Genomic DNA, 20001 nt, shown 5'->3' on the forward strand with positions numbered 1-20001 from the left:
CATACCGGACATGACTTGCCCTATGCTGGCAGTGCCAAGGCCGGCAGTGCCAAGGCAGACACGCAAGCCATAGAGAGGTCAGGGGGGTTCATGCCGATCGCATCCAAGGAGACGCTTCTGGTCTGTGGCCTGGGAAATCCCGGGGACGCCTACGAGCATACGCGCCATAACGCAGGCTTTGCCGTGGTGGACGCTCTGGCAGAACGAGGGTGCGTCTCGTACTGGAAGAGCGAGGCCGGCTGCCTGGTGGCCTCCTGGGGCCGACGGGGGCCAGACGGCCGGACGCGCACGGTCCTTCTCGCCAAGCCGCAGGCCTACATGAACGTGAGCGGCGGCCCCCTCTCCAAGCTCATGAGACAACGGGGCATCTCCGCGCAGGAAGTCCTCGTCGTCCACGACGAGGTCGACCTTCCGAGCGGCGTGGTGCGCGTCAAGTCTGGAGGTGGGCTCAACGCCCACAACGGCCTGCGCTCCATCGCCGACAAGCTGGGGACCCGCGACTTCGCGCGCGTGCGCTGCGGCATCGGGCGACCGCCCGGCAGGATGAGCGTGGCTGACTTTGCCCTGCGCCAGCTCAAGGGCAGCTTCCTCGCAGACTTCGAGCTTGGCGCCCAGCGGGCAGCGGACGCATGCGAGCTGTGCCTGGACCAGGGCGTCGCACGTGCCGTCGAGCAGCTTGGCTAGGTCCGCTAGGTCCGGACGGACCCGGACCTATGGGCTCCGGCTCACCAGGGACCGATGGGCTCCGGCTCGCCAGGGACCGATGAGTTCCGACCACCCAGAACTGGGCCGATGACGCCGGACCACCCGGCCCCGGCCCAGCAGGCGGCTTGCCGAAGACATGGCGCGGAACGGTTGCGCGGGCTTTTCGGCCCACCGCCGATTGTGCGTGCGCTCACGCATTTCTACCCACGAAACCTCTAGAATGTCTCTGTGTGCGAGCGACTGGAGGCGTCGGGGGAGTGCCACGGCCGCAGAGGCACGTTGCCGTGTCAATGACGGCGCCGGCGGATGCCACGCGCCGCACGAACGAAGTGTTTTGGGAGAGGAGTTCGTTGATGTACAAAATCCTCGAAAAGACGCAGTTCTCGGAGAAGGTGTTCAAGTTCCGCATCGAGGCGCCGGAGATGGCCAGGCACGCGCATGCCGGCCAGTTCCTCATGGTGCGTGCCAACGAGCGCGGCGAGCGCGTCCCGTTCACGTTCGCGGACTGGAATCCCGAGGAGGGCTGGGTCGAGTTCATCTTCATGGTCATCGGGAAGACCACGACGATGCTCTCAGCCTACGAGGCCGGTGACAGCCTGCAGGACGTGACCGGACCGCTGGGCCAGCCCACCGAGATGGGCGACGGCTCCTGGGCCGTCATCGGCGGTGGAGTGGGCCTGGCCATCGCCTTCCCCGTGGCACGCCAGCTGGTGGCAAGCGGTCACGAGGTACATGCCATCATGGGTGCCCGCACCAAGAACCTGCTGCTGCTCGAGGAGCAGTTCCGCTCCATCCTCCCCGACGACCACATCCACATCACCACCGACGACGGCTCCTACGGCGAGAAGGGCGTCGTCACCGCGCCCCTGGAGCGCCTGCTCGAGGCCAAGGCCGTCGATCGGGTCTTCTGCGTGGGTCCCGTGCCGATGATGAAGTTCTCGACCCTCACGGCCGAGAAGTACGGCACCCCCATCACCGCATCGCTCAACCCCATCATGGTCGACGGTACCGGCATGTGCGGCTGCTGTCGCGTGGAGGTCGACGGCCAGACGAAGTTCGCCTGCGTCGACGGCCCCGACTTCGACGCGACGAAGGTCGACTGGAACGACCTGCGCGCGCGCCAAGCCGCATACCTGACCGAAGAGGGCCAGTCCCTCCACGCCTATGAGGAGGCGATGTGCGCATGCCAGAGGTAAACGGTCGCTGGGTCGCCGACATGAAGTCGGCGCGTCAGGCCGACAACGAGGAGCCGGCCGAAGAGCGCGCCCACGACTTCCGCCCGGTCGACAGGGGCTTCACCAAGGAGATGGCCATAGCCGAGGCGCAGCGCTGCCTGCGCTGCAAGAAGCCGCTCTGCGTCGAAGGCTGTCCCGTCAACATCGACATCCCCGGCTTCATCGAGAAGATCGCGGAGGAGAAGTTCGGCGAGGGTCTCGACGTCATCCATGAGGCCTCGATGCTGCCCGCCATCTGCGGACGCGTCTGCCCGCAGGAGACCCAGTGCGAGGGCGTCTGCATCCGTGGCAAGAAGGGCCAGCCGGTCGCCATCGGTCAGCTGGAACGCTTCCTGGGCGACCAGCCCGAGCTGGCCTCCCAACCCCAGATGAGTCCCTCCAGCGGCAAGAGGGTCGCCGTCATCGGCTCCGGTCCCTCGGGCATCACCTGCGCCGGAGAGCTTGCTCGCAACGGCTTCGACGTCACCGTATTCGAGGCCTTCTTCACCGGCGGCGGCGTGCTGGTCTACGGCATCCCCGAGTTCCGCCTGCCCAAGGCGGTCGTCAAGCGCGAGATCGACGGCCTCAGGGAGATGGGCGTCAAGTTCGAGTACAACGCCGTCATGGGCAACCTCGCCGATGCAGAGGAGCTTCTGGGGGAGAAGGGCTTCGATGCCATCTACGTGGCGACCGGCGCCGGCCTTCCCAAGTTCCTTAACATCCCCGGGGAGAACCTGCCCAACGTCTTCTTCGCCAACGAGTACCTGACCCGCGTGAACCTCATGAAGGCAAACCAGTTCCCCGAGTACGACACCCCGACCAAGCGCGCCAAGACCGTCGTGGTCTTCGGTGGCGGCAACGTCGCCATGGACGCCGTGCGCACGGCCAAGCGCCTGGGTGCCGAGCGCGCGATCATCGCCTATCGCCGTACCGAGGACGAGATGCCCGCCCGTAAGGCCGAGCTGCACCACGCCAAGGCCGAGAGCGTCGAGGTCATGCCCCTGGTGTCGCCGCTCGAGTTTCTCAAGGGCGAGGACGGTAACGTCTGTGGCGTCCGCGTCCAGAGGATGGAGCTGGGCGAGCCCGACGCTTCCGGTCGCCGCCGTCCCGTGCCCATCGAGGATGCCATCGAGGAGATTCCCTGCGACGTCGCGATTTCCGCCATCGGCACCAACGCCAACCCCTTCGCCAAGAAGATCGGCGGCATGGAGCTGAACAAGTGGGGCTACATCATCGCCGACGAGGAGACGGGTCGTACCTCCAACCCCAGGATCTGGGCCGGTGGTGACATCGTCACCGGAGCCGCCACGGTCATCCTGGCCATGGGCGCCGGCAAGAAGGCTGCCGCCGACATGACCAGGGTCCTGCTAGGCGCATAGCGTCATTGGGCAAGTGACGTCAGACGAAGGCGACACGAGAGCAGAGTCGCACCAGGGGCACCCGACCGAGCGATCGGTCGGGTGCCCCTGCGTAGGCGCAAACGCCTCAGACGCGGCGGCAGAACCTGGATGTAACAAAACAGGCAGTTATGTGTGGATCAACTGGCGCTCGTAGCGTGTCCGGCGAAGGAAAACTGCCTTTTCTGTTGTAATCACAACAAAAGAGGCGGCTTTTAGCCCTGCAAAGAGCCCCTCTGTCTTCGCAGGGCCATCGTGGGCATGCTCGATCCACACATAACTGCCTGTTTTGTTACATCCAGTTTTCTGACCGAGATGACAGCGCTCCCAGAGCAGCGAGGCCGAACGCCAAGCATCGGAGGAACGTGTCGGTTACCATGGGAGCGTACGTCCCACACAGGAAGCTCGACCAGAAGGGCGGTACCTGCGATGTCCAAGCTGGATGGCAAGGTTGCACTGATCACGGGAGCCGCAAAGGGGCTGGGCAGAGGCATCGCTGAGACCTATGCACGCCACGGCGCACGCCTCTGCCTCCTCGACGCGGACCCGTCCGTAGAGGAGGTGGCCAAGCAGCTCCACGTGCAGCGCGGTACCCAGGCCATCTCCATCGTGGCAAGCGTCACGGATAAGGAGCAGGTGAGGAGGGCGGCCAAAGCCACACGCGAGGCATTTGGCTCCCTCGACATTGCCTGCTGCAACGCAGGCATCTGCCGTCTCGCCCCGTTCGAGGACTTCCCCGACGAGGATCTCGAGGCGTCCATCGACGTCAACATCCGCGGGGTCTGGAACACCTGCCAGAGCGTCATCCCCTACATGTTAGAGGCGGGCAGAGGCAGCATCGTCATAGCCTCCTCCGTCACAGGCGACATCGTTGCCGACGCCGGAGAGGCCGCCTACGCCCTGACCAAGGCCGCTCTCGTCGGGCTCACCAGATGCCTCGCCGTCGAGTACGCCTCTCGCAACATCCGTGTCAACTGCTCACAGCTGGGCTACGCGAGGACGCCGATGGTCGAGCGGATGGCCGTCGAATCCAACCCCGACGACCCCGAGCGTGCCATCGACGATATCGCAACGGGCGTCCCCATGGGCAGACTCGCGACGCCCGAGGAGGTCGGCGAGCTATTCGCGTTCCTCGGCTCCGACGAGTCCAGTTACATCACGGGCGAGAGGGTCGTCATCGACGGCGGCGCAACCCTTCCGGAGACCTCGTCGATGGGTACCAGCTAGGAAGCGCGGAGCCTTGCGTCGGAACACTTGGCCAGGGCTAGCCCAACCGCAGTCGACGGCACCCCTAAGGAGGGACCCATGCAGAACTACAAGCGCGAGTTCATCGGGTTCATGGTCCAAAGCAACGTGCTCAAGTTCGGCGACTTCACGCTCAAGAGCGGGCGCAGGTCGCCGTTCTTCATGAACGCGGGCGCCTATGTCACGGGCGAGCAACTACAGAAGCTGGGGCGCTACTACGCCCAGGCCATCCATGACAACTTTGGCGACGGCTTCGACGTCGTGTTTGGCCCCGCCTACAAGGGCATCCCCCTCTCCGTGGTGACCGCGATCGCCTACCACGAGCTATACGGCAAGGAGGTGCGCTACTGCTCGGACCGCAAGGAGGCCAAGGACCATGGTGCCGACAAGGGCCAGCTTCTGGGTGCCGAGCTGCATGACGGTGACCGTGTGGTGATCGTCGAGGACGTGACCACCTCGGGCAAGTCCATCGACGAGACATACCCCAAGCTCAAGGCCGCGGCAGACGTAGAGGTGCGCGGACTCGTCGTCTCGCTCGATCGCATGGAGGTCGGCAAGGGCGGCAGGCTCACCGCGCAGCAGGAGATCCAGGAACGCTACGGCTTTCCCGTCGCCAGCATCGTGAGCATGTCCGAAGTCGTCGAGGCCTTGGGCGGAACCGTCATCACACCAGAGCTCAAGGACGCCATCGACAAGTACTATGCGCGCTACGGCGTCGAGGGTGGCGCGGGGAGTAGCGACGCGGGCCGCCAGCCGCAGGCAAGCCGCTAACGTCGGGCCTTCAGGGTCGCGAACACGCGCGTGTTGTGCCGTTTGACGAACGAGATGAAGCAACCCTCCCGATAGGCGAGCGAGACGTTCCGAGACTTGATGGGGGCCAGCATCACCTGCATCATGAGCGAGCGCGGGCAGGCCACGGAAACGGCAAGCTGGGCGCGATCGCTTGTGATCATCCGCTCGATGGCAGCAAGCTTCTCCCGCTCGGAAAGCGCGCACTGGGGGTTGCAGACGTTCTCGATGCAGCCGATCAGGCGCTCGGCATAGCGACGCTGGATCATCTCCACGCTCTGGGGATCGCCATCGAGGCCCCAGTGGCGGTAGAGGTCAAGCATCCAACCGTGCTCCTCCTCGCGCTTCTCGTACATGTCAGGGCGCCAGCGGGCAGTCTCGGACTCGCTGCGCTGACGGACGAAGTGGTAGTACGGACGCGCAAGCACGCCGACCTTCTCGACGTCGCGAACGTAGTCGAGCACGAAGGGGAAGTCATCCCAGAAGGTGGGACGGAAGCGCAGGTCGATGTCCTCGACACGAGAGCGCAGGAACAGCTTGTTCCAGGGCGGATACAGCTGGTTGGCGTCGAACAGCCGCCAGGCCGTCGCACGAAACTCCCGCTGGTCGCCAAAGACGCGCGTGGGGCAGCTCTTGACCTCGACGGTGTGCTCGTCGGCCTTGCCGTAGTAGGTGTCGATATAGAATCCCGAGACGACCAGCTCGAGGCTGTGCTCCTCGGCAAACTGGACCATGTCGGTCAGCATCTGGGGCTCGGCCCAGTCATCGGCGTCCATGAACATGACGTACTTGCCGCGTGCATGGTCAAGCGCGTAGTTGCGTGCTGCGGGGGCGCCCCCGTTCTCGTTGTGGTAGACCGTCACACGTATGTCGCGCTCGGCGATGGAATCCAGCACCTGACCGGTGCGATCGCTGGAGCCGTCATCGACGACGAGCAGCTCGAAGTCCTCGAGGACCTGATGCTGGAGGGACTCGACCGCCCGCCGCACATAGCGGTCGACGTTGTAGGCAGGCATGATGACGGTGACCATGGGGACCTTTGGCGTCATACCAGGCAATCTCCCGACTCCGTTTTGCTGTGAGTGCACGGGACGGCCACGCGAGGCGCGCCGCACACCGGTCATTATCGCCCAGCATGTCAGCGCCCTCCCACGGAGCCCAAATGACTACAGCACAACTACAGACTGCCACGTTGAGACTGCCACGTTGCCGCAAAACGGTCGCCACCAAGCCGCGTGCTGTCGCTCCGCCTACGAGGCTGCCACGAGGGTGCCCAGGGAGACGCCCAGCTGCGTCTGGTCGATGACCGACCAGGTGCCTCCATTTCCGTTGTCCTCGGCGGCCGCTGGCGCATCGAAGGCAGATAGGTTGTCGATACCGACGGCCTGCGCCAATTCGACCAGATCAAGCAACTGGCTCGTCCTCATGTCGGTCTTGATGGACGAGAGCACGTCCGAGGCCGACCCCAACAGCGCCGAGACGCCCGAGGACTTCATCCCAGCGATCTTATCCCATATGTCATCGGTGGCGAGAAGGACGTGGCTCAGCTTCACGTTGGCAGCGTTGGCCAACGGGACGACGCACGCAGAGGCGCCCTTCGACGCATAGAGCTCGGAAAGGGTCGTGTCGGACGTGCCGTCGTTGACCTTCGTGTCCAGGGGGATGGTGGCAAGCGCACCAGACTTGTGCGTCGCATTGAGCGAGACGACCTGCGCCTTGGTCAAGGTCGGGTTGGCGGCGTCGACGTCGTCGACCGTCAGCACGAGCACGTTGGTGAACACATCGCTCGAAGCCACATAGCCCTCGGGATTAACGGACTCGCCCTGGGCCGCGATGGAGGCAGAGAGGTCCTTGTTGGCCACCGAACTCTCGCTGTTCGCGCGCGCCCAGAGGCTCGCGACCAGCACGACGAGACCCACGAACACCGCCACTAGCACGCCGATGGCAACGGCATCGCGGTAAGGCACGTCACGCGGGACGTCGGTCCGCTCAAACCTCTCGCGCTGCCTGAACATACGCCCTCCTTCTGACGAGCATCGTCCTGTCCCCACTCCGTGCGGCCTCACACGAGGCGGGGAGATGCGATGTGGCGCAATGCGATGTGACACAACACACTGGACAAGACTATACCCAATGCGCCCGTCCACGGGCCCCCATGGCACATAGGTCTCACTGAGGGCGCACGCAGGGCGCACTTAGGTTGCGGATCGCTACTCCCACGAAACGAGGGCGGCCTCGGGATAGCCGACCCATTCGAAGGTCAGGCCGTGCGCAGGGGCAGTGGGGCCAGCGGCGGACCGGTCGTGGGCAGCGAGGGCCCTTGCGACCCACGAAGCGTCACGATGGCCACGCCCAACCTCGACCAAGGTTCCCGCAATCACGCGGACCATGTTATGCAGGAAGGCGTTGCCACGCACGTCAATCGCCACAAGCTCCTCTCCCGCCTCGCGCGCGCGAACGACCGAGACCGCAGACAGGCGGCGGCAGGTCGAACGTCCGTCTGCCTCGAGCAGCCCCGCCGACGACGCCTTGCAGAAGCTCCTGAAGTCATGCTCGCCCAACAGCGCGGACGCCGCCTCGCCCATGGCATCGACGTCGAGGTCCGCCACCGAGCGCAGCCACCATGTGTGGCCCCAGGAGAGCACGGGGCGGGCGCTCCCGCAGGCGACGCGATAGCGATAGCCCCGCTCGAGGGCGTCGAATCTTGCCGAGAAGGACACGTCCGCCTTGTAGAGGCCCCGCACCGAGAGGTCGTCGGGCGTAAGCGCCACGAGCGACGAGACGAGTCGTCGCCCCTCCCGCTCGAGCTCCCCCCGCGTGACCGGCAGGCTCACGTACTGGGCGAGTGCATTGACGCCGGCGTCGGTGCGGCCGGCGCAGGTGAGGTCGACGGGCCTGTGGAGCAGCGTCTCGAGGGCGGTGCGCAACTCCCCGGCAACAGTGCGCTGGCCAGGCTGCTCGGCAAAGCCCGCAAACCCCGCGCCACGATAGCCCAGGCGGACCACCATCGTGGCGGCCATGCCTCCCGGCGGCGCACCCATCCCGGCGGCATGTTCGTCTTGCATGCAAACCCCCTCCGTCAGGGCGCTACAGCAGCACGCACGCGACGGCGACCGCAAGCATGACCGCCAGGAAGAGCCAGTCACGCCAGACGAGGCGCCGGGGCCTCAGCTGGGACGTACCGTCGGCGTAGCAGCGGTCTCCCATGGCGCGCGCCAGCTCATCCGAGCGCCGAAACAACGCGACGACCAGCGGCACGAGCACGGCAACCCACTTCGACAGGCGCTCGCGCAGGGTGCCTTGGTCAAAGCGCGCCCCTCGGGCGCGCTGGGCCATTTCGATGCGATCGAACTCCGCGGCCGTCTCGGGAATGAAGCGCAGCGCGACCGAAACGACCATGGCGACGTCAGCGATGGGGACCCCCAGCCGGGCAAGCGGCCTCAGAAGCGTCACCAAGGCCGACGAGATCTCCGGAGCGGTGGTCGTGGCGGTCACGACCAGGACGAACCCCACAAGCAGCACGATGCGCAACACGGCCGCGCACGCACGCCCCAATCCTACGAAGCTGATGCCAACGGGTCCGGCGAGCTGTGCGTCGAACTGGCCACTCACGACAAGCGCGTTCGCCATGACCGCGAACGCCAGCACGATGACCGTCGGCCTGAGCGCTCGGGCAAGCTGCATGGGACTCACGTGACAGACGCATGCCAGCAGGCACAGGACCACCAGCTCGGCCAGCAGCCCCCATGGCGATCCCGTCGCAAACGCGCCAATGGCGAGAAGGGCGAGCGCAGCCAGCTTGCAGCGGGCATCTATGCCGTTCAGCCAGCTCGGTTCGCCTGCATAGCTGCCAAGCGGGAGGGCCCGGCGGATGACGTGGGGCCTCTTGCGATGGTCGCGATCAGCTCGCATGGAGCACCTCCCTCAGACGCACGGAAAGCGGTGCGTCCAGCCCCGCCCGGGCAAACGGGGTGGAACTCGTCGCAAGATCGCAGGCCAAACCCGACCAGGCAAGCCAGCCGTCACGCAGCAGGGCCACCTTCGTGGCCTCGCCAAGCCACTCCCCCACGTCGTGCGTCACGACGACGACAGGGGCGCCCTGCGCCACGAGCGAGGCGACGAGTTCGTGAAGGAAGCTTCTTCCATCACCATCGAGACCTGCCGTGGGCTCGTCGAACACATAGGCCCCCGGATCGAGCGCGACGATTCCGGCAAGCGCGACGCGACGACGCTCGCCGCCAGACAGCTCAAGAGGGCTGACGCCAAACCTCTGGGGCCCAACCCCCAGGCGTCCCAAGGCAGCATGGGCCCGACCAAGCGCCTCCTTCTCTGACAGGCCGAGGTTCAGGGGACCGTAGGCGACGTCCGACTCAACGGCGTCGCAGAAGAGCTGGTCCTCGGGCCGCTGGAAGGAAAGGCCCACCATGCCCGGCTCGACTGGCCCACCTCCGAGCGAGACGTCACCACCATCTGGAGGCAGCAGCCCTGCCGCAACGAGGGAGGCACTCGTCTTTCCCGAACCCGAAAGGCCCGCAACAAGGAGCAGTTCGCCTGGCGAGACGGAGACCGACAGCTCGTCCAGGGCAAGCGTCGTGCCATAGTCGAGCGACACATCCGCGAGGGTCAGGCCGGACTCGTGCGAGTCTTGCTCCCGAGAGGTCTTCTGAGGGCAAATTCGGGGCTGGCAAACCAAATGCGATAGATCGTCCACAAAATCATTCTTACGGGCAAATTCGACCATCTCGGATACGGAGAGCGCATAGAGCGAGCGAACATTACATCCAGATCGCGCGAACAACGCCGCGAGCTGGGACCCAAAACCCACGAGGCCCGACCGAACCAGAAGGTCCCCGCTTGCCAATAGGTCGGTCGGGGCACCGGACCAGATGGTGCGGCCGCAGTCCATCACCACGGCACGATCCGCGCACGCAACGTCCTCGACCAGATGCGAAACTTCGAGGACGCCCGCGCCACGGTCGGTCAGCAAGTCGATCACGGCACGCAGGGACCGGCGCGCCGGGCTGTCGAGCTGGGAGGTGACCTCGTCGAGCACGATGTAGGCGGGATGCATGGCAAGCGCGCCGGCCAGGGCGAGGCGCTGCTGCTGCCCACCGGAGAGCGTGGACGTCGCACAGGACCTGAGCGAAGCGAGGCCACAGGACTCGAGCGCCTCAGCGACACGGACACGGACCTCGTCCTCGGATAGGCCCAGGTTCCGCGGCCCAAAGGCAACCTCGTCCGCAACGACCGAGCTGACGAGCTGCGAGCGGGGGTCCTGACGCACGAAGGCGACCCTCGAGGCGGCATAAGACGCGTCCCCCCCGGCAAGCCCGTCAGCCTCGTCGGACCCGGCCGCGCCGATCCCCACGCCGTCGATTGAGGCGCACCCCCTCTGGGGCAGGAGCGACCCATTCGCAAGTTGCGCAAGCGTCGATTTGCCGGATCCGTTGCGGCCAAGGAGAACGACGTGCTCTCCCGGCTCGATTGTGACGGAAGCGTCATCCAGCGCCCACGAGTCCGATGGCGCGTAACGATAGCACGCGTGATCTATCCGCAACATCGCCCCTCCCTTTAGGACGGCGCTCCCGTTAGAAGACACGAACCCATTTAGGATGCCACATTACTTGCCAGGCTGCTTGCCAGACGGCACGTTTCCCAGGGACGAGTGGGAAAGGAAGAATCAAGGGGAGGCCGGGGGGCGTTTGGGGGGTTCGGGCACGCCAAGCCCACGGCAGGCTATTGGGATAGCATTTGATTCAAAAAGTTGCCCAGGCATCCGCTTTGCGCCTGTCGCGGGATGACAGGGGAAGGACTGTGGGTTTCGCACCCAAAACCAGCACCGATGCGACCCATGGCAGGGGGAGGCGCCGCATCACGCGGCGCCTCCCCCTGCCACAAGCTAGTTGTCTGACGGATAGCAGACGGTCGAAGGCCGGCACGGGACTGACGGCCATGCATCCGGCCGCCTCCCCGCCCGCTCGAACGACGCCGACACCCGGACGTGCACCACCCGTACACCGTTCGTGCGCCATCCGAGCTCGTCCGTCTGCCGCTCGGCCTACTCCTCGGTAGTGGCCTCGGCAGACTCGCCGGACTCGGCGGATGTGGTGGCCTCAGCGGGCTCGTTGGCATCGCCGGCAGGCTCGGCAGCCTTCTCGGCCTTCTCGACCTTCTCGACCCTGGCGACCTTCTTGACGGAGGTCTTGGGGGCCTTGGAGGCGACCGGCTCGGTCACGAGCTCGATGATGACAACCTCGGCGGCGTCGCCCTTGCGGGGGCCGAGCTTCATGATGCGGGTGTAGCCGCCGCTGCGGTCCGCCCACATGCCCTGCGCGGCCTTGTCGAAGACCTCGCGTACGACCTCCTTGTCGCCAACCTTGGCGATGGCGAGGCGACGGGAGTGGATGTCGCCCTTCTTGGCCCAGGTGATGACCTTGTCGACGTCAGGACGGATGGCCTTGGCGCGGACATCGAGGGTCTTGATGCGGTCGTTGGCGAGAAGGGAGGCGACAAGGTTCTTCTTCATTGCCCTGGTATGAGAGGCATCGGTGCCGAGCTTCATACCCTTCTTCTTGTTGTGTCTCATGGTCTAGCTACTCCTCAGTGAAACTGTGCGACTTGTCCTAGGCCTTGAGGCCAAGACCCATGGTCTCGAGCTTGTCCTTGACTTCCTCGATGGACTTGACGCCAAAGTTGCGGATGTTCAGCAGATCGTTCTCGGAGAACTCGACGAGCTGGCGGACCGAGTGGATGCCGGCGCGCTTGAGGCAGTTATAGGAGCGGACGGAGAGGTCCAGGTCCTCGATCTGCTTGTCGAGCTCGGTGTTATCCTCCTCGACGCCCGTGGCGAAGATGGAGGCGTCCTCGACGGGCTCCTCCTCGTCAGCCAGGGCCATGAAGGCGCTCATGTGCTGGTTGACGATGTTGGCGGCGTCGACCACGGCATCGCGCGGGGTGATGGAGCCGTCGGTCTCGACCTCGAGGACGAGGCGGTCGTAGTTGGTGTGCTGCCCCACGCGGCAGGGCTCGACGGCCTTGGCGCAACGACGCACCGGGGAGTACAGCGAGTCGACGTGGATGATCCCGATGGGATCGCCGTCGCGCTCGTTGTCGTCGCCGGCGACGTAGCCGCGACCGGTGCCGATGCGCATCTGCATGGAGAGGTGCGCGCCCTCGCCCAGGGTGCAGATGACCTGATCCTCGTTCACGAGCTCGAACTCGGCGGGGACCTTGAAGTCGCCGCCGGTGACGGTGCAGGGGCCGTCGATTGAGATCGAGGCGGTGGCCTCGTCGCCCGTGCCCATGGAACGGAACACGAGCCCCTTGACGTTCAGCACGATGTCGGTGACGTCCTCGTAGACGCCCTCGACGGTGGTGAACTCATGCTGCACGCCATCGATCTGGATGGCCTCGACGGCAGCGCCCTCGAGGGAGGACAGCAGCACGCGACGCAGGGAGTTCCCGAGCGTGTCGCCATAGCCGCGCTCCAGCGGCTCCGCGCTGACGCGGGCGAGGTTCTCGGAGATCTCCTCCACGGAAACCTGCGGTCGGATGAATTCGGACATGAAAGCCTCCTCCTACCGTTCCGACTTACTTGGAGTAGAGCTCGACGATGAGCTGGGCGTCGATGTCGAGGTCGATCTGGTCGCGAACGGGGGTCTGGAGGACGGTGCCCTGAAGCTTCTCGATGTCGACCTCAAGCCATGCGGGAACGGCCATGTGCTCGGAGGAGATCAGGGCCTCCTTGATGGGGAGGAGGTCCTTGGCCTTGGGGGCCACGGCGACGACATCGCCGGCCTTGACCTGGTAGGAGGGAATGTCCACGCGACGGCCGTTCACGGTGATGTGGCCGTGGCGGACGGTCTGGCGGGCCTCCTTGCGGGTGCGGGCGAAGCCGAGACGGAACACGACGTTGTCGAGACGGGTCTCGAGGATGCTCATCAGGTTGTCGCCCGCGATGCCGTCGCGCTTCATGGCCTTCTCGTAGTAGCCACGGAACTGCTTCTCGAGGACGCCGTAGATGAACTTGGCCTTCTGCTTCTCGCGAAGCTGGATGCCATATTCGCTCTCCTGGCGACGACGGCGGCGGATCTCGCGCTTGGACTTCTTGTTGATGCCCATGACGATCGGGTCGATGTCAAGCTGGCGGCACCTCTTAAGGACAGGGGTCCTATCAATTGCCATTGTTCTGTCCTTCCCTACTAGTTACGACGACGCTTCTTGGGGCGGCAGCCGTTGTGGGCGATGGGGGTCTTGTCCTGGATGCCGGAGACCTCGAGGCCGGCGGCCTGGAGGGAGCGGACCGCAGTCTCGCGGCCGGAGCCGGGACCCTTCACAAACACGACGACCTTGTGCAGTCCGTGCTCCATCGCGGCCTTGGCGCAAGCCTCCGCTGCGACCTGGGCGGCAAACGGGGTGGACTTACGGGAGCCCTTGAAGCCGACGGTGCCACCAGACTGCCAGGCGATGACGTTGCCCTGCGGGTCGGTGATGGAGATGATCGTGTTGTTGAACGTGCTCTTGATGTGGGCCTGACCCACGGCGATGTTCTTGCGCTCAGCGCGGCGGACGTGCTGGGTGCGCTGGTTCTTCTTCTGTGGCATGGTCTACTCTCCCTAGCGGCTCTTCCTGGCACCGATCTGACGCTTCTTGCCCTTGCGGGTGCGAGCGTTGGTGTGGGTGCGCTGACCGTGGACAGGGAGTCCCTTGCGGTGACGGAGACCGCGGTAGCAGCCAATCTCCATCAGGCGGGCGACGTTCTGGCGGACCTCGCGGCGAAGGTCGCCCTCGGTGGTGAAGTTCGCGTCGATGTAGTCGCGGATCTTCGTCACCTCGTCCTCGGTGAGGTCCTTGACGCGGGTGTCGGGGTTCACGCCGGTCTCGGCGCAGACCTTGGTGGCGCTGGTCTGACCGATGCCGTACAGGTAAGTAAGACCGACCTCAACGCGCTTCTCGCGCGGCAGGTCGACGCCGTTGATACGTGCCAACTTCGAGCTCCTCTCTTAGCCCTGACGCTGCTTGTGGCGAGGGTTCTCGCAAATCACGTAAACCTTGCCGTGGCGACGGATGATCTTGCACTTGTCGCACATCTTCTTGACCGAAGGGCGTACCTTCATTTGCGATTCCTTCCGGTAGTGCTGTCACGAACTGGTGGTGCTTCAACCGGCGCTCCCAGGTGGTGCTGGCGCGCCTTATCTACTCGCCCAGCCGCAGGCGTGAATATCCGGCTGAGAGCCGCGGGCTACTTGTAGCGATAGGTGATGCGTCCCCTGGTGAGGTCATACGGGGAGATCTCCACGACGACCCTGTCCCCGGGGAGGATGCGGATGTAGTTCATGCGGATCTTGCCCGAGATGGTGCACAGGATGGTCTTGCCGTTCTCGAGCTCGACGTTGAACATTGCGTTGGGAAGGGGCTCGACGACCTTTCCTTCCAGCTCAATACCGTCTTGCTTGCTCACCTTGCCTACTTTCTCCCCACGAGTCACAGCGACTGAATATCATACATAAATCCACACATCTCCCGAGTCGATGCACGGATAACACACAAGCGATGCGTGCCTCAGCCGCAGCTCCCGACTACTTTTCGCCACCCTGAAGGGGACACCAGGGCCCCTCGTCGTCAGACGTGAGGATGACGGGGCCATCCTTGGTGACGGCGACGGTGTTCTCGTAGTGCGCGGCCTGCAGCCCATCGTCGGTAACGACCGTCCAGCCATTGCTCAGCGTGTGGTTCTCGTAGGACCCGAGCGTGATCATGGGCTCGATGGCGATGACCATGCCCGCCTGCAGGCGGACGCCGCGACCCCTCTTGCCGTAGTTGGCGACGTTGGGATCCTCGTGCATGACGTGGCCGACGCCATGGCCCACGTACTCGCGGACGACGCCGTAGCCGTTCGTCTCGGCAAGCTCCTGGACGGCGTGGCCGATGTCGCCCAGGTGGTTGCCGGGCACGGCCTGCTCGATGCCGGCCCTGAGGCAATCGCGTGTGACCTCGCAAAGCCCCCTGACCTCGTCGGGAACGCAGCCGACATAGAAGGTCCAGGCGTTGTCGCCCACCCAACCGGCGTAGGTGGCGCCCGTGTCGATGGATATGATGTCGCCGTCGCTCAGGAACACCTCGGGCGACGGGATGCCGTGGACGATCTGCTCGTTGACCGAGGAGCAGACGCTACCGGGAAAACCGCCATAGCCCTTGAAGGTGGGGGTGGCGCCGTGCAGGCGAATGAAGCCCTCCACGGCGGCATCGATCTCGCGGGTGGAGACTCCCGGACGCACAAGGGAGCCTGCCAGGCGAAGCGCAGACTTCGAGATGCCGCCCGCCTGCTTCATCTGCTCGATCTCTTCGGGGGTCTTGATGTGGATCATAGGCTCAGAAGCTCCTTGACGTCTGCGTAGACCTCATCGGCCGGACGATCGCCGTCAACCCGCCTCAGCATTCCGCGCTCGTCGTAGTACTGGGCGAGCGGCGCGGTCTGCCCCTGGTAGACGTCGAGGCGCCTCTTGATGGTCTCGGGCCTGTCGTCGTCGCGCTGGTACATCTCCCCGCCGCAGCGAGGGCACGCGTCCGCAGCGGCACCCGCCGTGTAGCCGCAGTCCCTGCAGGTGCGCCGCGAGCTCAGGCGATCGACGATGACCTGTGGCGCAACGTCGACGAGGAGCGCGACGTCGAGCGCGACGCCTGCGGCCTCGAGCGCGGCGTCGAGCGCGACGGCCTGATCGGTGTTGCGGGGAAAGCCGTCGAGGATGAAGCCGCGCCTGGCATCGTCCTGGCCGAGGCGCTCCTTGACCAGGCCGATAACGAGCCGGTCGGGTACGAGCTGGCCCGCATCCATGTAGACCTTGGCCTGGACGCCCAGCTCGCTTCGGGCCTTGACGGCGGCACGGAGCAGGTCTCCCGTGGAGATGTGCGCGACGCCGTAGTCGGCGACGAGCCTCTGGGCCTGCGTGCCCTTGCCTGCGCCGGGCGCGCCGAGAAGAACGATGTTCATGCGACTGACCCACCTTTCCAATCCGAGGTCGTGCGTGCCGTCGCCGGCACGGGGCAACAGCTAAAGTCTAGTCTCGATGCCGGCCATTTGCAGTCGGGGTGGGAAAATATTGCGCCCGAACGGCCCGCCGGGCACCAGAACGCCAAAGACGGGACCCCGAAGGGTCCCGTCAGACGACGCTCGCATGTGACGCGCCGGCACGGGACGCGACCGGAAGCCGCATGGGCCTACTTGAAGAACCCCTCGTAGTTGTGCATCTTGAGCTGCGACTCGAGCTGCGAGATGGTATCCATCGCGACACCGACCATGATCAGGACCGATGTGCCGCCAAAGGCCTGCAGGAGGCTGTTGCCCGTGAGGGCGAACAGGATCGACGGAACGACCGCGATGGCCGCCATGAAGAGCGCGCCCGGGAGCGTGATGTGGTCCAGGACGCCCTTGATGTAAGCTGCAGTGGGGCCGCCAGGTCGGACGCCCGGGATGAAGCCGCCGGACTTCCTCAGCTGGTCCGAGGTCTCCTCGGGGTTGAACACCATGGCGGTGTAGAAGTACGCGAAGAAGACGATCAGGACGACGGAGAGGATCCAGTTGACCCAACCGGAGGAGAGCGCGTTCGCGAAGGCCTGGATCCAGCCCACATTGGGGAAGAACACGGCAAGCTGGGCCGGCAGGTACAGGATCGCGGAGGCGAAGATGATGGGCACGACGCCCGCCGTGTTGACCTTGATCGGCAGGTAGGTGGACTGCCCGCCCATGACCTTGCGGCCCACGACCCTCTTGGCGTACTGCACCGGGATGCGACGCTGGCCACGCTCGATGTAGACGATGACGGGGATGATGGCGAAGATCACCAGGAGCGTGAGGGCCGTCATGATGGTCCCGGCCGAAGACGTGTTGACCGAGGAGATCAGCGCGGAGGGCAGACCGGCCATGATGTTAGCGAAGATGATGAGGGACATGCCGTTGCCGACGCCGCGCTGGGTGATGACCTCGCCCAGCCACATGATGATGATGGCACCGGTCACGAGGACCCCCACGATGATGATGTCCTCTATGGCCTCGGGGAAGCCCATCTGCGAGAAGTTGATGCCATAGCTCTTGAAGAGGAACAGGTAGCCGATGGCGTTGATGAGGGCCAGCACGATCGTGAGATAGCGCGTGTACTGGGTGATCTTGCGCTGGCCGGACTCGCCCTCCTTGGCAAGCTCGCCCAGCGAGGGGATCACGGCCTGCATCATCTGCAGGATGATCTGCGCGGTGATGTACGGCATGATGCCCAGGCTGAACACCGAGACACGCGAAAGCGCGCCACCGGAGAACAGGTTGAGCACCGCGATGGCGCCGCTGCTGGCAGAGGCCGCCGAGAACGCCTCGAGCATGCGCGCGAACGGCACGCCCGGGGCGGGCAGGTAGGCGCCAAAGCGGTAGAGGGCCAAGATCGCGATGCTGACGAGGATCTTGTTCCTCAGCTCCGGAATGCGGAACGCGTTAGCGATTCCCTTTAGCACTCCTCGATCCTTCCTCCGACCGCCTCGATCTTTGCCTTGGCAGAGGCGGAGACCTTGTCGACCTTGACGGTGAGCTTCTTGGTGAGCTCGCCGTCGCCCAGAACCTTGACGGGGATGTAGTCGTGCTTGATGACGCCCTTGGCCTTGAGGGTCTCGGCGTCGACCGTCTCGCCGTCGGCGTAGAGGATCTCGAGGCGGGAGACGTTCACGGGCGCGTACTCGACGCGGTTGTGGTTGGTGAAGCCGGGGAGCTTGGGCAGGCGCATCGCGAGCGGCTGCTGGCCGCCCTCGAAGCCGGCGCCCTTGCCGCCACCGGAGCGGGAGAGCTGGCCCTTGGTGCCGCGACCAGCAGTGGTGCCGTGGCCAGAGGAGTTGCCGCGGCCGATGCGCTTGCGGTTCTTCCTGGAACCCTCCGCAGGGCGAAGATCATTGAGCTGCATTTGGATGACTCCTAGTTCTCTTCAACCTCAACAAGGTGCTTGACCTTGAAGATCATTCCACGGACGCTCGGGTTGTCGGGGAGCACGGAGGTGTCACCGATCCTGCGGAGGCCCATGGCACGGCAGGTCAGCGTCTGGTCCTTCTTGACGGAAGCGACGGCGCTGCGGACGAGCTTGACGGTGAGCTTCTTCTCGTCTGCCATCGTTATGCCTCCTTCCCGCTGAACATCTCGGACACGGTGAGGCCACGACGCTCGGCGGAGTCCTCGGGGCTCGAGAGGGACTTGAGGCCCTCGGCTGCAGCCTTGATGATGTTGAGTGCGTTATCCGTGCCCAGGGACTTCGAGAGGACGTTGTTGATGCCCGCAAGCTCGAAGAGGGGGCGGACGGGACCGCCGGCGATGACGCCGGTACCCTCGAAGGCAGGCTTGATCAGGACGCGGCCCGCGCCGAAGTGGCCCTCGACGGCATGGGGGATGGAGCCATGCTCGGTGACGGGGACCTTGAACATGTTCTTCTTGGCGTCGTCGACTGCCTTCTGGATGGCCAGGGGCACCTCGGCGGACTTGCCGGTGCCGATGCCCACGTTGCCCTTGCCGTCGCCCACGACGACGAGCGCGAGCAGGGACATGCGGCGACCGCCCTTGACGGTCTTGGACACACGGTGGATGTAGACTACGCGCTCCTGAAGATCGGAGTCATTCTGGCGCTTACGATCACGTGGCATTCAAATTCCTCCTAGAACTTCAGGCCCGCGCTGCGGGCACCGTCTGCCAGGGCCTGAACGCGGCCATGATAGATGCGGCCGCCGCGGTCGAAGGTGACCTCGGCGATGCCTGCGGCGAGCGCGCGCTCGGCGATGAGCTTGCCCACGAACTCGGCGGCCTCCTTGTTGGAGCCGACCTTGCCGAGGGCCCTGAACTCGGGGCTCAGGGTCGATGCCGCGCAGAGGGTGTTCGCCTGCGTGTCATCGACGAGCTGGGCGTAGATGTTTGCGTTGGTGCGGTGCACGGCGAGACGCGGACGCTCGGCGGTACCGGAGACCTTGGCGCGGACGCGACGCTTGCGGCGTGCGAGACCAGCGCGCTTAGCCTTGTTCTTGTTCATACCTTCTCCTTTGACGCGCCACCACCTGACGGGGTGATGGTCTTCCTATCGGCCGACGAAGCTGCTACTTGGCGGCCTTGCCGAGCTTCCTGCGGATGTGCTCGCCCTCGTAGTGGATGCCCTTGCCCTTGTAGGGCTCGGGCGGGCGCTTGGAGCGGACCTCTGCGGCGACCTGGCCGACCCGCTCCTTGGAGATGCCCTTGACCACGATGTGCGTGTTGTCGGGAACCTCGAAGCTGATCTGGTCGGGGCACTCGAAGATGACGGGGTGGGAGTAGCCCAGGGAGAGGTCGAGGTCCTTGCCCTTGAGCGCGGCACGGTAGCCGACACCGGTGAGCTCGAGCCTCTTCTCGAAGCCCTCGGAGACGCCCACGACCATGTTGTGGACGAGGGTGCGTGCCAGGCCCTGCTGGGCGTTGGACTCGGTGGACTCGTCGTTGCGGGTGACGAGGACCTCCTCGCCCTCCTGCTTGATGGTCACGAGCTCGGAGAAGGTGCGCTCCAGCTCGCCCTTGCTGCCCTTGACCTTGACGTTGGCACCGTCGATGGCCACGGTGACTCCAGCCGGAACCTGGACAGGCTTCTTACCGATACGAGACATTGTCT

At 65.1% G+C, this 20001-nt stretch carries 25 protein-coding genes; 5 read left to right on the forward strand and 20 right to left on the reverse strand.

Annotated features, from left to right (window positions below):
• Positions 1 to 90: 90 nt before the first annotated feature.
• The 5 genes from pth (at position 91) to pyrE (ending at position 5332) form a co-directional block, all read left to right on the forward strand.
• The gene (gene pth, locus OLSU_RS07845; RefSeq protein WP_013252421.1) at positions 91 to 684 is read left to right on the forward strand and encodes an aminoacyl-tRNA hydrolase; all 594 of its coding nucleotides are present in this window, start codon (positions 91 to 93) and stop codon (positions 682 to 684) included.
• A 374-nt stretch (positions 685 to 1058) separates the two neighbouring features.
• Complete coding sequence (locus OLSU_RS07850; RefSeq protein WP_013252422.1) at positions 1059 to 1901, forward strand: sulfide/dihydroorotate dehydrogenase-like FAD/NAD-binding protein; 843 nt, start codon at positions 1059 to 1061, stop codon at positions 1899 to 1901.
• Positions 1889 to 3298 (forward strand): NADPH-dependent glutamate synthase, encoded by a 1410-nt coding sequence (gltA, locus tag OLSU_RS07855; RefSeq protein WP_013252423.1) that lies wholly within the window; start codon positions 1889 to 1891, stop codon positions 3296 to 3298. The genes OLSU_RS07850 and gltA overlap by 13 nt, the downstream gene beginning before the upstream one ends.
• 447 nt (positions 3299 to 3745) lie before the next feature.
• On the forward strand, positions 3746 to 4543 hold the full coding sequence (gene ucpA / locus OLSU_RS07860; protein WP_013252424.1) for an SDR family oxidoreductase UcpA: 798 nt from the start codon (positions 3746 to 3748) through the stop codon (positions 4541 to 4543).
• A 78-nt stretch (positions 4544 to 4621) separates the two neighbouring features.
• Positions 4622 to 5332: an orotate phosphoribosyltransferase gene (pyrE, locus tag OLSU_RS07865; protein WP_013252425.1), complete on the forward strand. Its 711-nt coding sequence runs from the start codon at positions 4622 to 4624 to the stop codon at positions 5330 to 5332.
• Here pyrE and OLSU_RS07870 read toward each other — a convergent pair.
• From OLSU_RS07870 to rplF, 20 genes are all read right to left on the reverse strand, one after another.
• Positions 5329 to 6399 carry a glycosyltransferase family 2 protein gene (locus OLSU_RS07870; RefSeq protein WP_013252426.1) on the reverse strand — a complete coding sequence of 357 codons (1071 nt, stop codon included), beginning with the start codon at positions 6397 to 6399 and terminating at the stop codon, positions 5329 to 5331. The genes pyrE and OLSU_RS07870 overlap by 4 nt on opposite strands.
• A gap of 201 nt (positions 6400 to 6600) precedes the next feature.
• On the reverse strand, positions 6601 to 7365 hold the full coding sequence (locus OLSU_RS07875; protein WP_013252427.1) for a hypothetical protein: 765 nt from the start codon (positions 7363 to 7365) through the stop codon (positions 6601 to 6603).
• A 195-nt stretch (positions 7366 to 7560) separates the two neighbouring features.
• Complete coding sequence (gene truA, locus OLSU_RS07880) at positions 7561 to 8415, reverse strand: tRNA pseudouridine(38-40) synthase TruA (protein ID WP_013252428.1); 855 nt, start codon at positions 8413 to 8415, stop codon at positions 7561 to 7563.
• Positions 8416 to 8437: 22 nt separating this feature from the next.
• Positions 8438 to 9262 (reverse strand): energy-coupling factor transporter transmembrane component T family protein, encoded by an 825-nt coding sequence (locus OLSU_RS07885; RefSeq protein ID WP_013252429.1) that lies wholly within the window; start codon positions 9260 to 9262, stop codon positions 8438 to 8440.
• Complete coding sequence (locus OLSU_RS07890) at positions 9252 to 10910, reverse strand: ABC transporter ATP-binding protein (RefSeq protein ID WP_013252430.1); 1659 nt, start codon at positions 10908 to 10910, stop codon at positions 9252 to 9254. Before OLSU_RS07890 ends, OLSU_RS07885 begins: the two co-directional genes overlap by 11 nt.
• Positions 10911 to 11408: 498 nt before the next feature.
• The gene (rplQ, locus tag OLSU_RS07895) at positions 11409 to 11936 is read right to left on the reverse strand and encodes a 50S ribosomal protein L17 (protein WP_013252431.1); all 528 of its coding nucleotides are present in this window, start codon (positions 11934 to 11936) and stop codon (positions 11409 to 11411) included.
• Between the two features lie 37 nt (positions 11937 to 11973).
• Positions 11974 to 12915, reverse strand: coding sequence for a DNA-directed RNA polymerase subunit alpha (locus OLSU_RS07900; RefSeq protein ID WP_013252432.1), 942 nt, complete (start codon positions 12913 to 12915; stop codon positions 11974 to 11976).
• A gap of 25 nt (positions 12916 to 12940) precedes the next feature.
• Positions 12941 to 13534, reverse strand: a complete 594-nt coding sequence (gene rpsD, locus OLSU_RS07905; protein WP_013252433.1) for a 30S ribosomal protein S4 — start codon at positions 13532 to 13534, stop codon at positions 12941 to 12943.
• A 17-nt stretch (positions 13535 to 13551) separates the two neighbouring features.
• Complete coding sequence (rpsK, locus tag OLSU_RS07910) at positions 13552 to 13953, reverse strand: 30S ribosomal protein S11 (RefSeq protein ID WP_013252434.1); 402 nt, start codon at positions 13951 to 13953, stop codon at positions 13552 to 13554.
• 12 nt (positions 13954 to 13965) lie between these two features.
• Positions 13966 to 14337, reverse strand: coding sequence for a 30S ribosomal protein S13 (gene rpsM / locus OLSU_RS07915; protein ID WP_013252435.1), 372 nt, complete (start codon positions 14335 to 14337; stop codon positions 13966 to 13968).
• A gap of 15 nt (positions 14338 to 14352) precedes the next feature.
• Positions 14353 to 14466: a 50S ribosomal protein L36 gene (gene rpmJ / locus OLSU_RS07920; RefSeq protein ID WP_013252436.1), complete on the reverse strand. Its 114-nt coding sequence runs from the start codon at positions 14464 to 14466 to the stop codon at positions 14353 to 14355.
• A gap of 125 nt (positions 14467 to 14591) precedes the next feature.
• Complete coding sequence (gene infA, locus OLSU_RS07925; RefSeq protein WP_009278458.1) at positions 14592 to 14810, reverse strand: translation initiation factor IF-1; 219 nt, start codon at positions 14808 to 14810, stop codon at positions 14592 to 14594.
• A 118-nt stretch (positions 14811 to 14928) separates the two neighbouring features.
• A complete protein-coding gene (gene map, locus OLSU_RS07930; protein ID WP_013252437.1) occupies positions 14929 to 15717 on the reverse strand; it encodes a type I methionyl aminopeptidase in 789 nt (262 codons plus the stop codon).
• Positions 15714 to 16340 (reverse strand): adenylate kinase, encoded by a 627-nt coding sequence (locus OLSU_RS07935; protein ID WP_013252438.1) that lies wholly within the window; start codon positions 16338 to 16340, stop codon positions 15714 to 15716. Before OLSU_RS07935 ends, map begins: the two co-directional genes overlap by 4 nt.
• A 227-nt stretch (positions 16341 to 16567) precedes the next feature.
• The gene (secY, locus tag OLSU_RS07940) at positions 16568 to 17848 is read right to left on the reverse strand and encodes a preprotein translocase subunit SecY (RefSeq protein WP_013252439.1); all 1281 of its coding nucleotides are present in this window, start codon (positions 17846 to 17848) and stop codon (positions 16568 to 16570) included.
• Complete coding sequence (rplO, locus tag OLSU_RS07945) at positions 17842 to 18288, reverse strand: 50S ribosomal protein L15 (protein ID WP_013252440.1); 447 nt, start codon at positions 18286 to 18288, stop codon at positions 17842 to 17844. The genes secY and rplO overlap by 7 nt, the downstream gene beginning before the upstream one ends.
• An 11-nt stretch (positions 18289 to 18299) precedes the next feature.
• Positions 18300 to 18491, reverse strand: coding sequence for a 50S ribosomal protein L30 (rpmD, locus tag OLSU_RS07950; protein WP_013252441.1), 192 nt, complete (start codon positions 18489 to 18491; stop codon positions 18300 to 18302).
• A 2-nt stretch (positions 18492 to 18493) separates the two neighbouring features.
• Positions 18494 to 19015 carry a 30S ribosomal protein S5 gene (gene rpsE, locus OLSU_RS07955; protein WP_013252442.1) on the reverse strand — a complete coding sequence of 174 codons (522 nt, stop codon included), beginning with the start codon at positions 19013 to 19015 and terminating at the stop codon, positions 18494 to 18496.
• Between the two features lie 11 nt (positions 19016 to 19026).
• Positions 19027 to 19395 (reverse strand): 50S ribosomal protein L18, encoded by a 369-nt coding sequence (rplR, locus tag OLSU_RS07960; protein ID WP_013252443.1) that lies wholly within the window; start codon positions 19393 to 19395, stop codon positions 19027 to 19029.
• Between the two features lie 64 nt (positions 19396 to 19459).
• Complete coding sequence (gene rplF / locus OLSU_RS07965) at positions 19460 to 19996, reverse strand: 50S ribosomal protein L6 (RefSeq protein WP_013252444.1); 537 nt, start codon at positions 19994 to 19996, stop codon at positions 19460 to 19462.
• Positions 19997 to 20001 lie beyond the last annotated feature (5 nt).

The organism is Olsenella uli DSM 7084 (assembly GCF_000143845.1).
Lineage (GTDB): Bacteria > Actinomycetota > Coriobacteriia > Coriobacteriales > Atopobiaceae > Olsenella > Olsenella uli.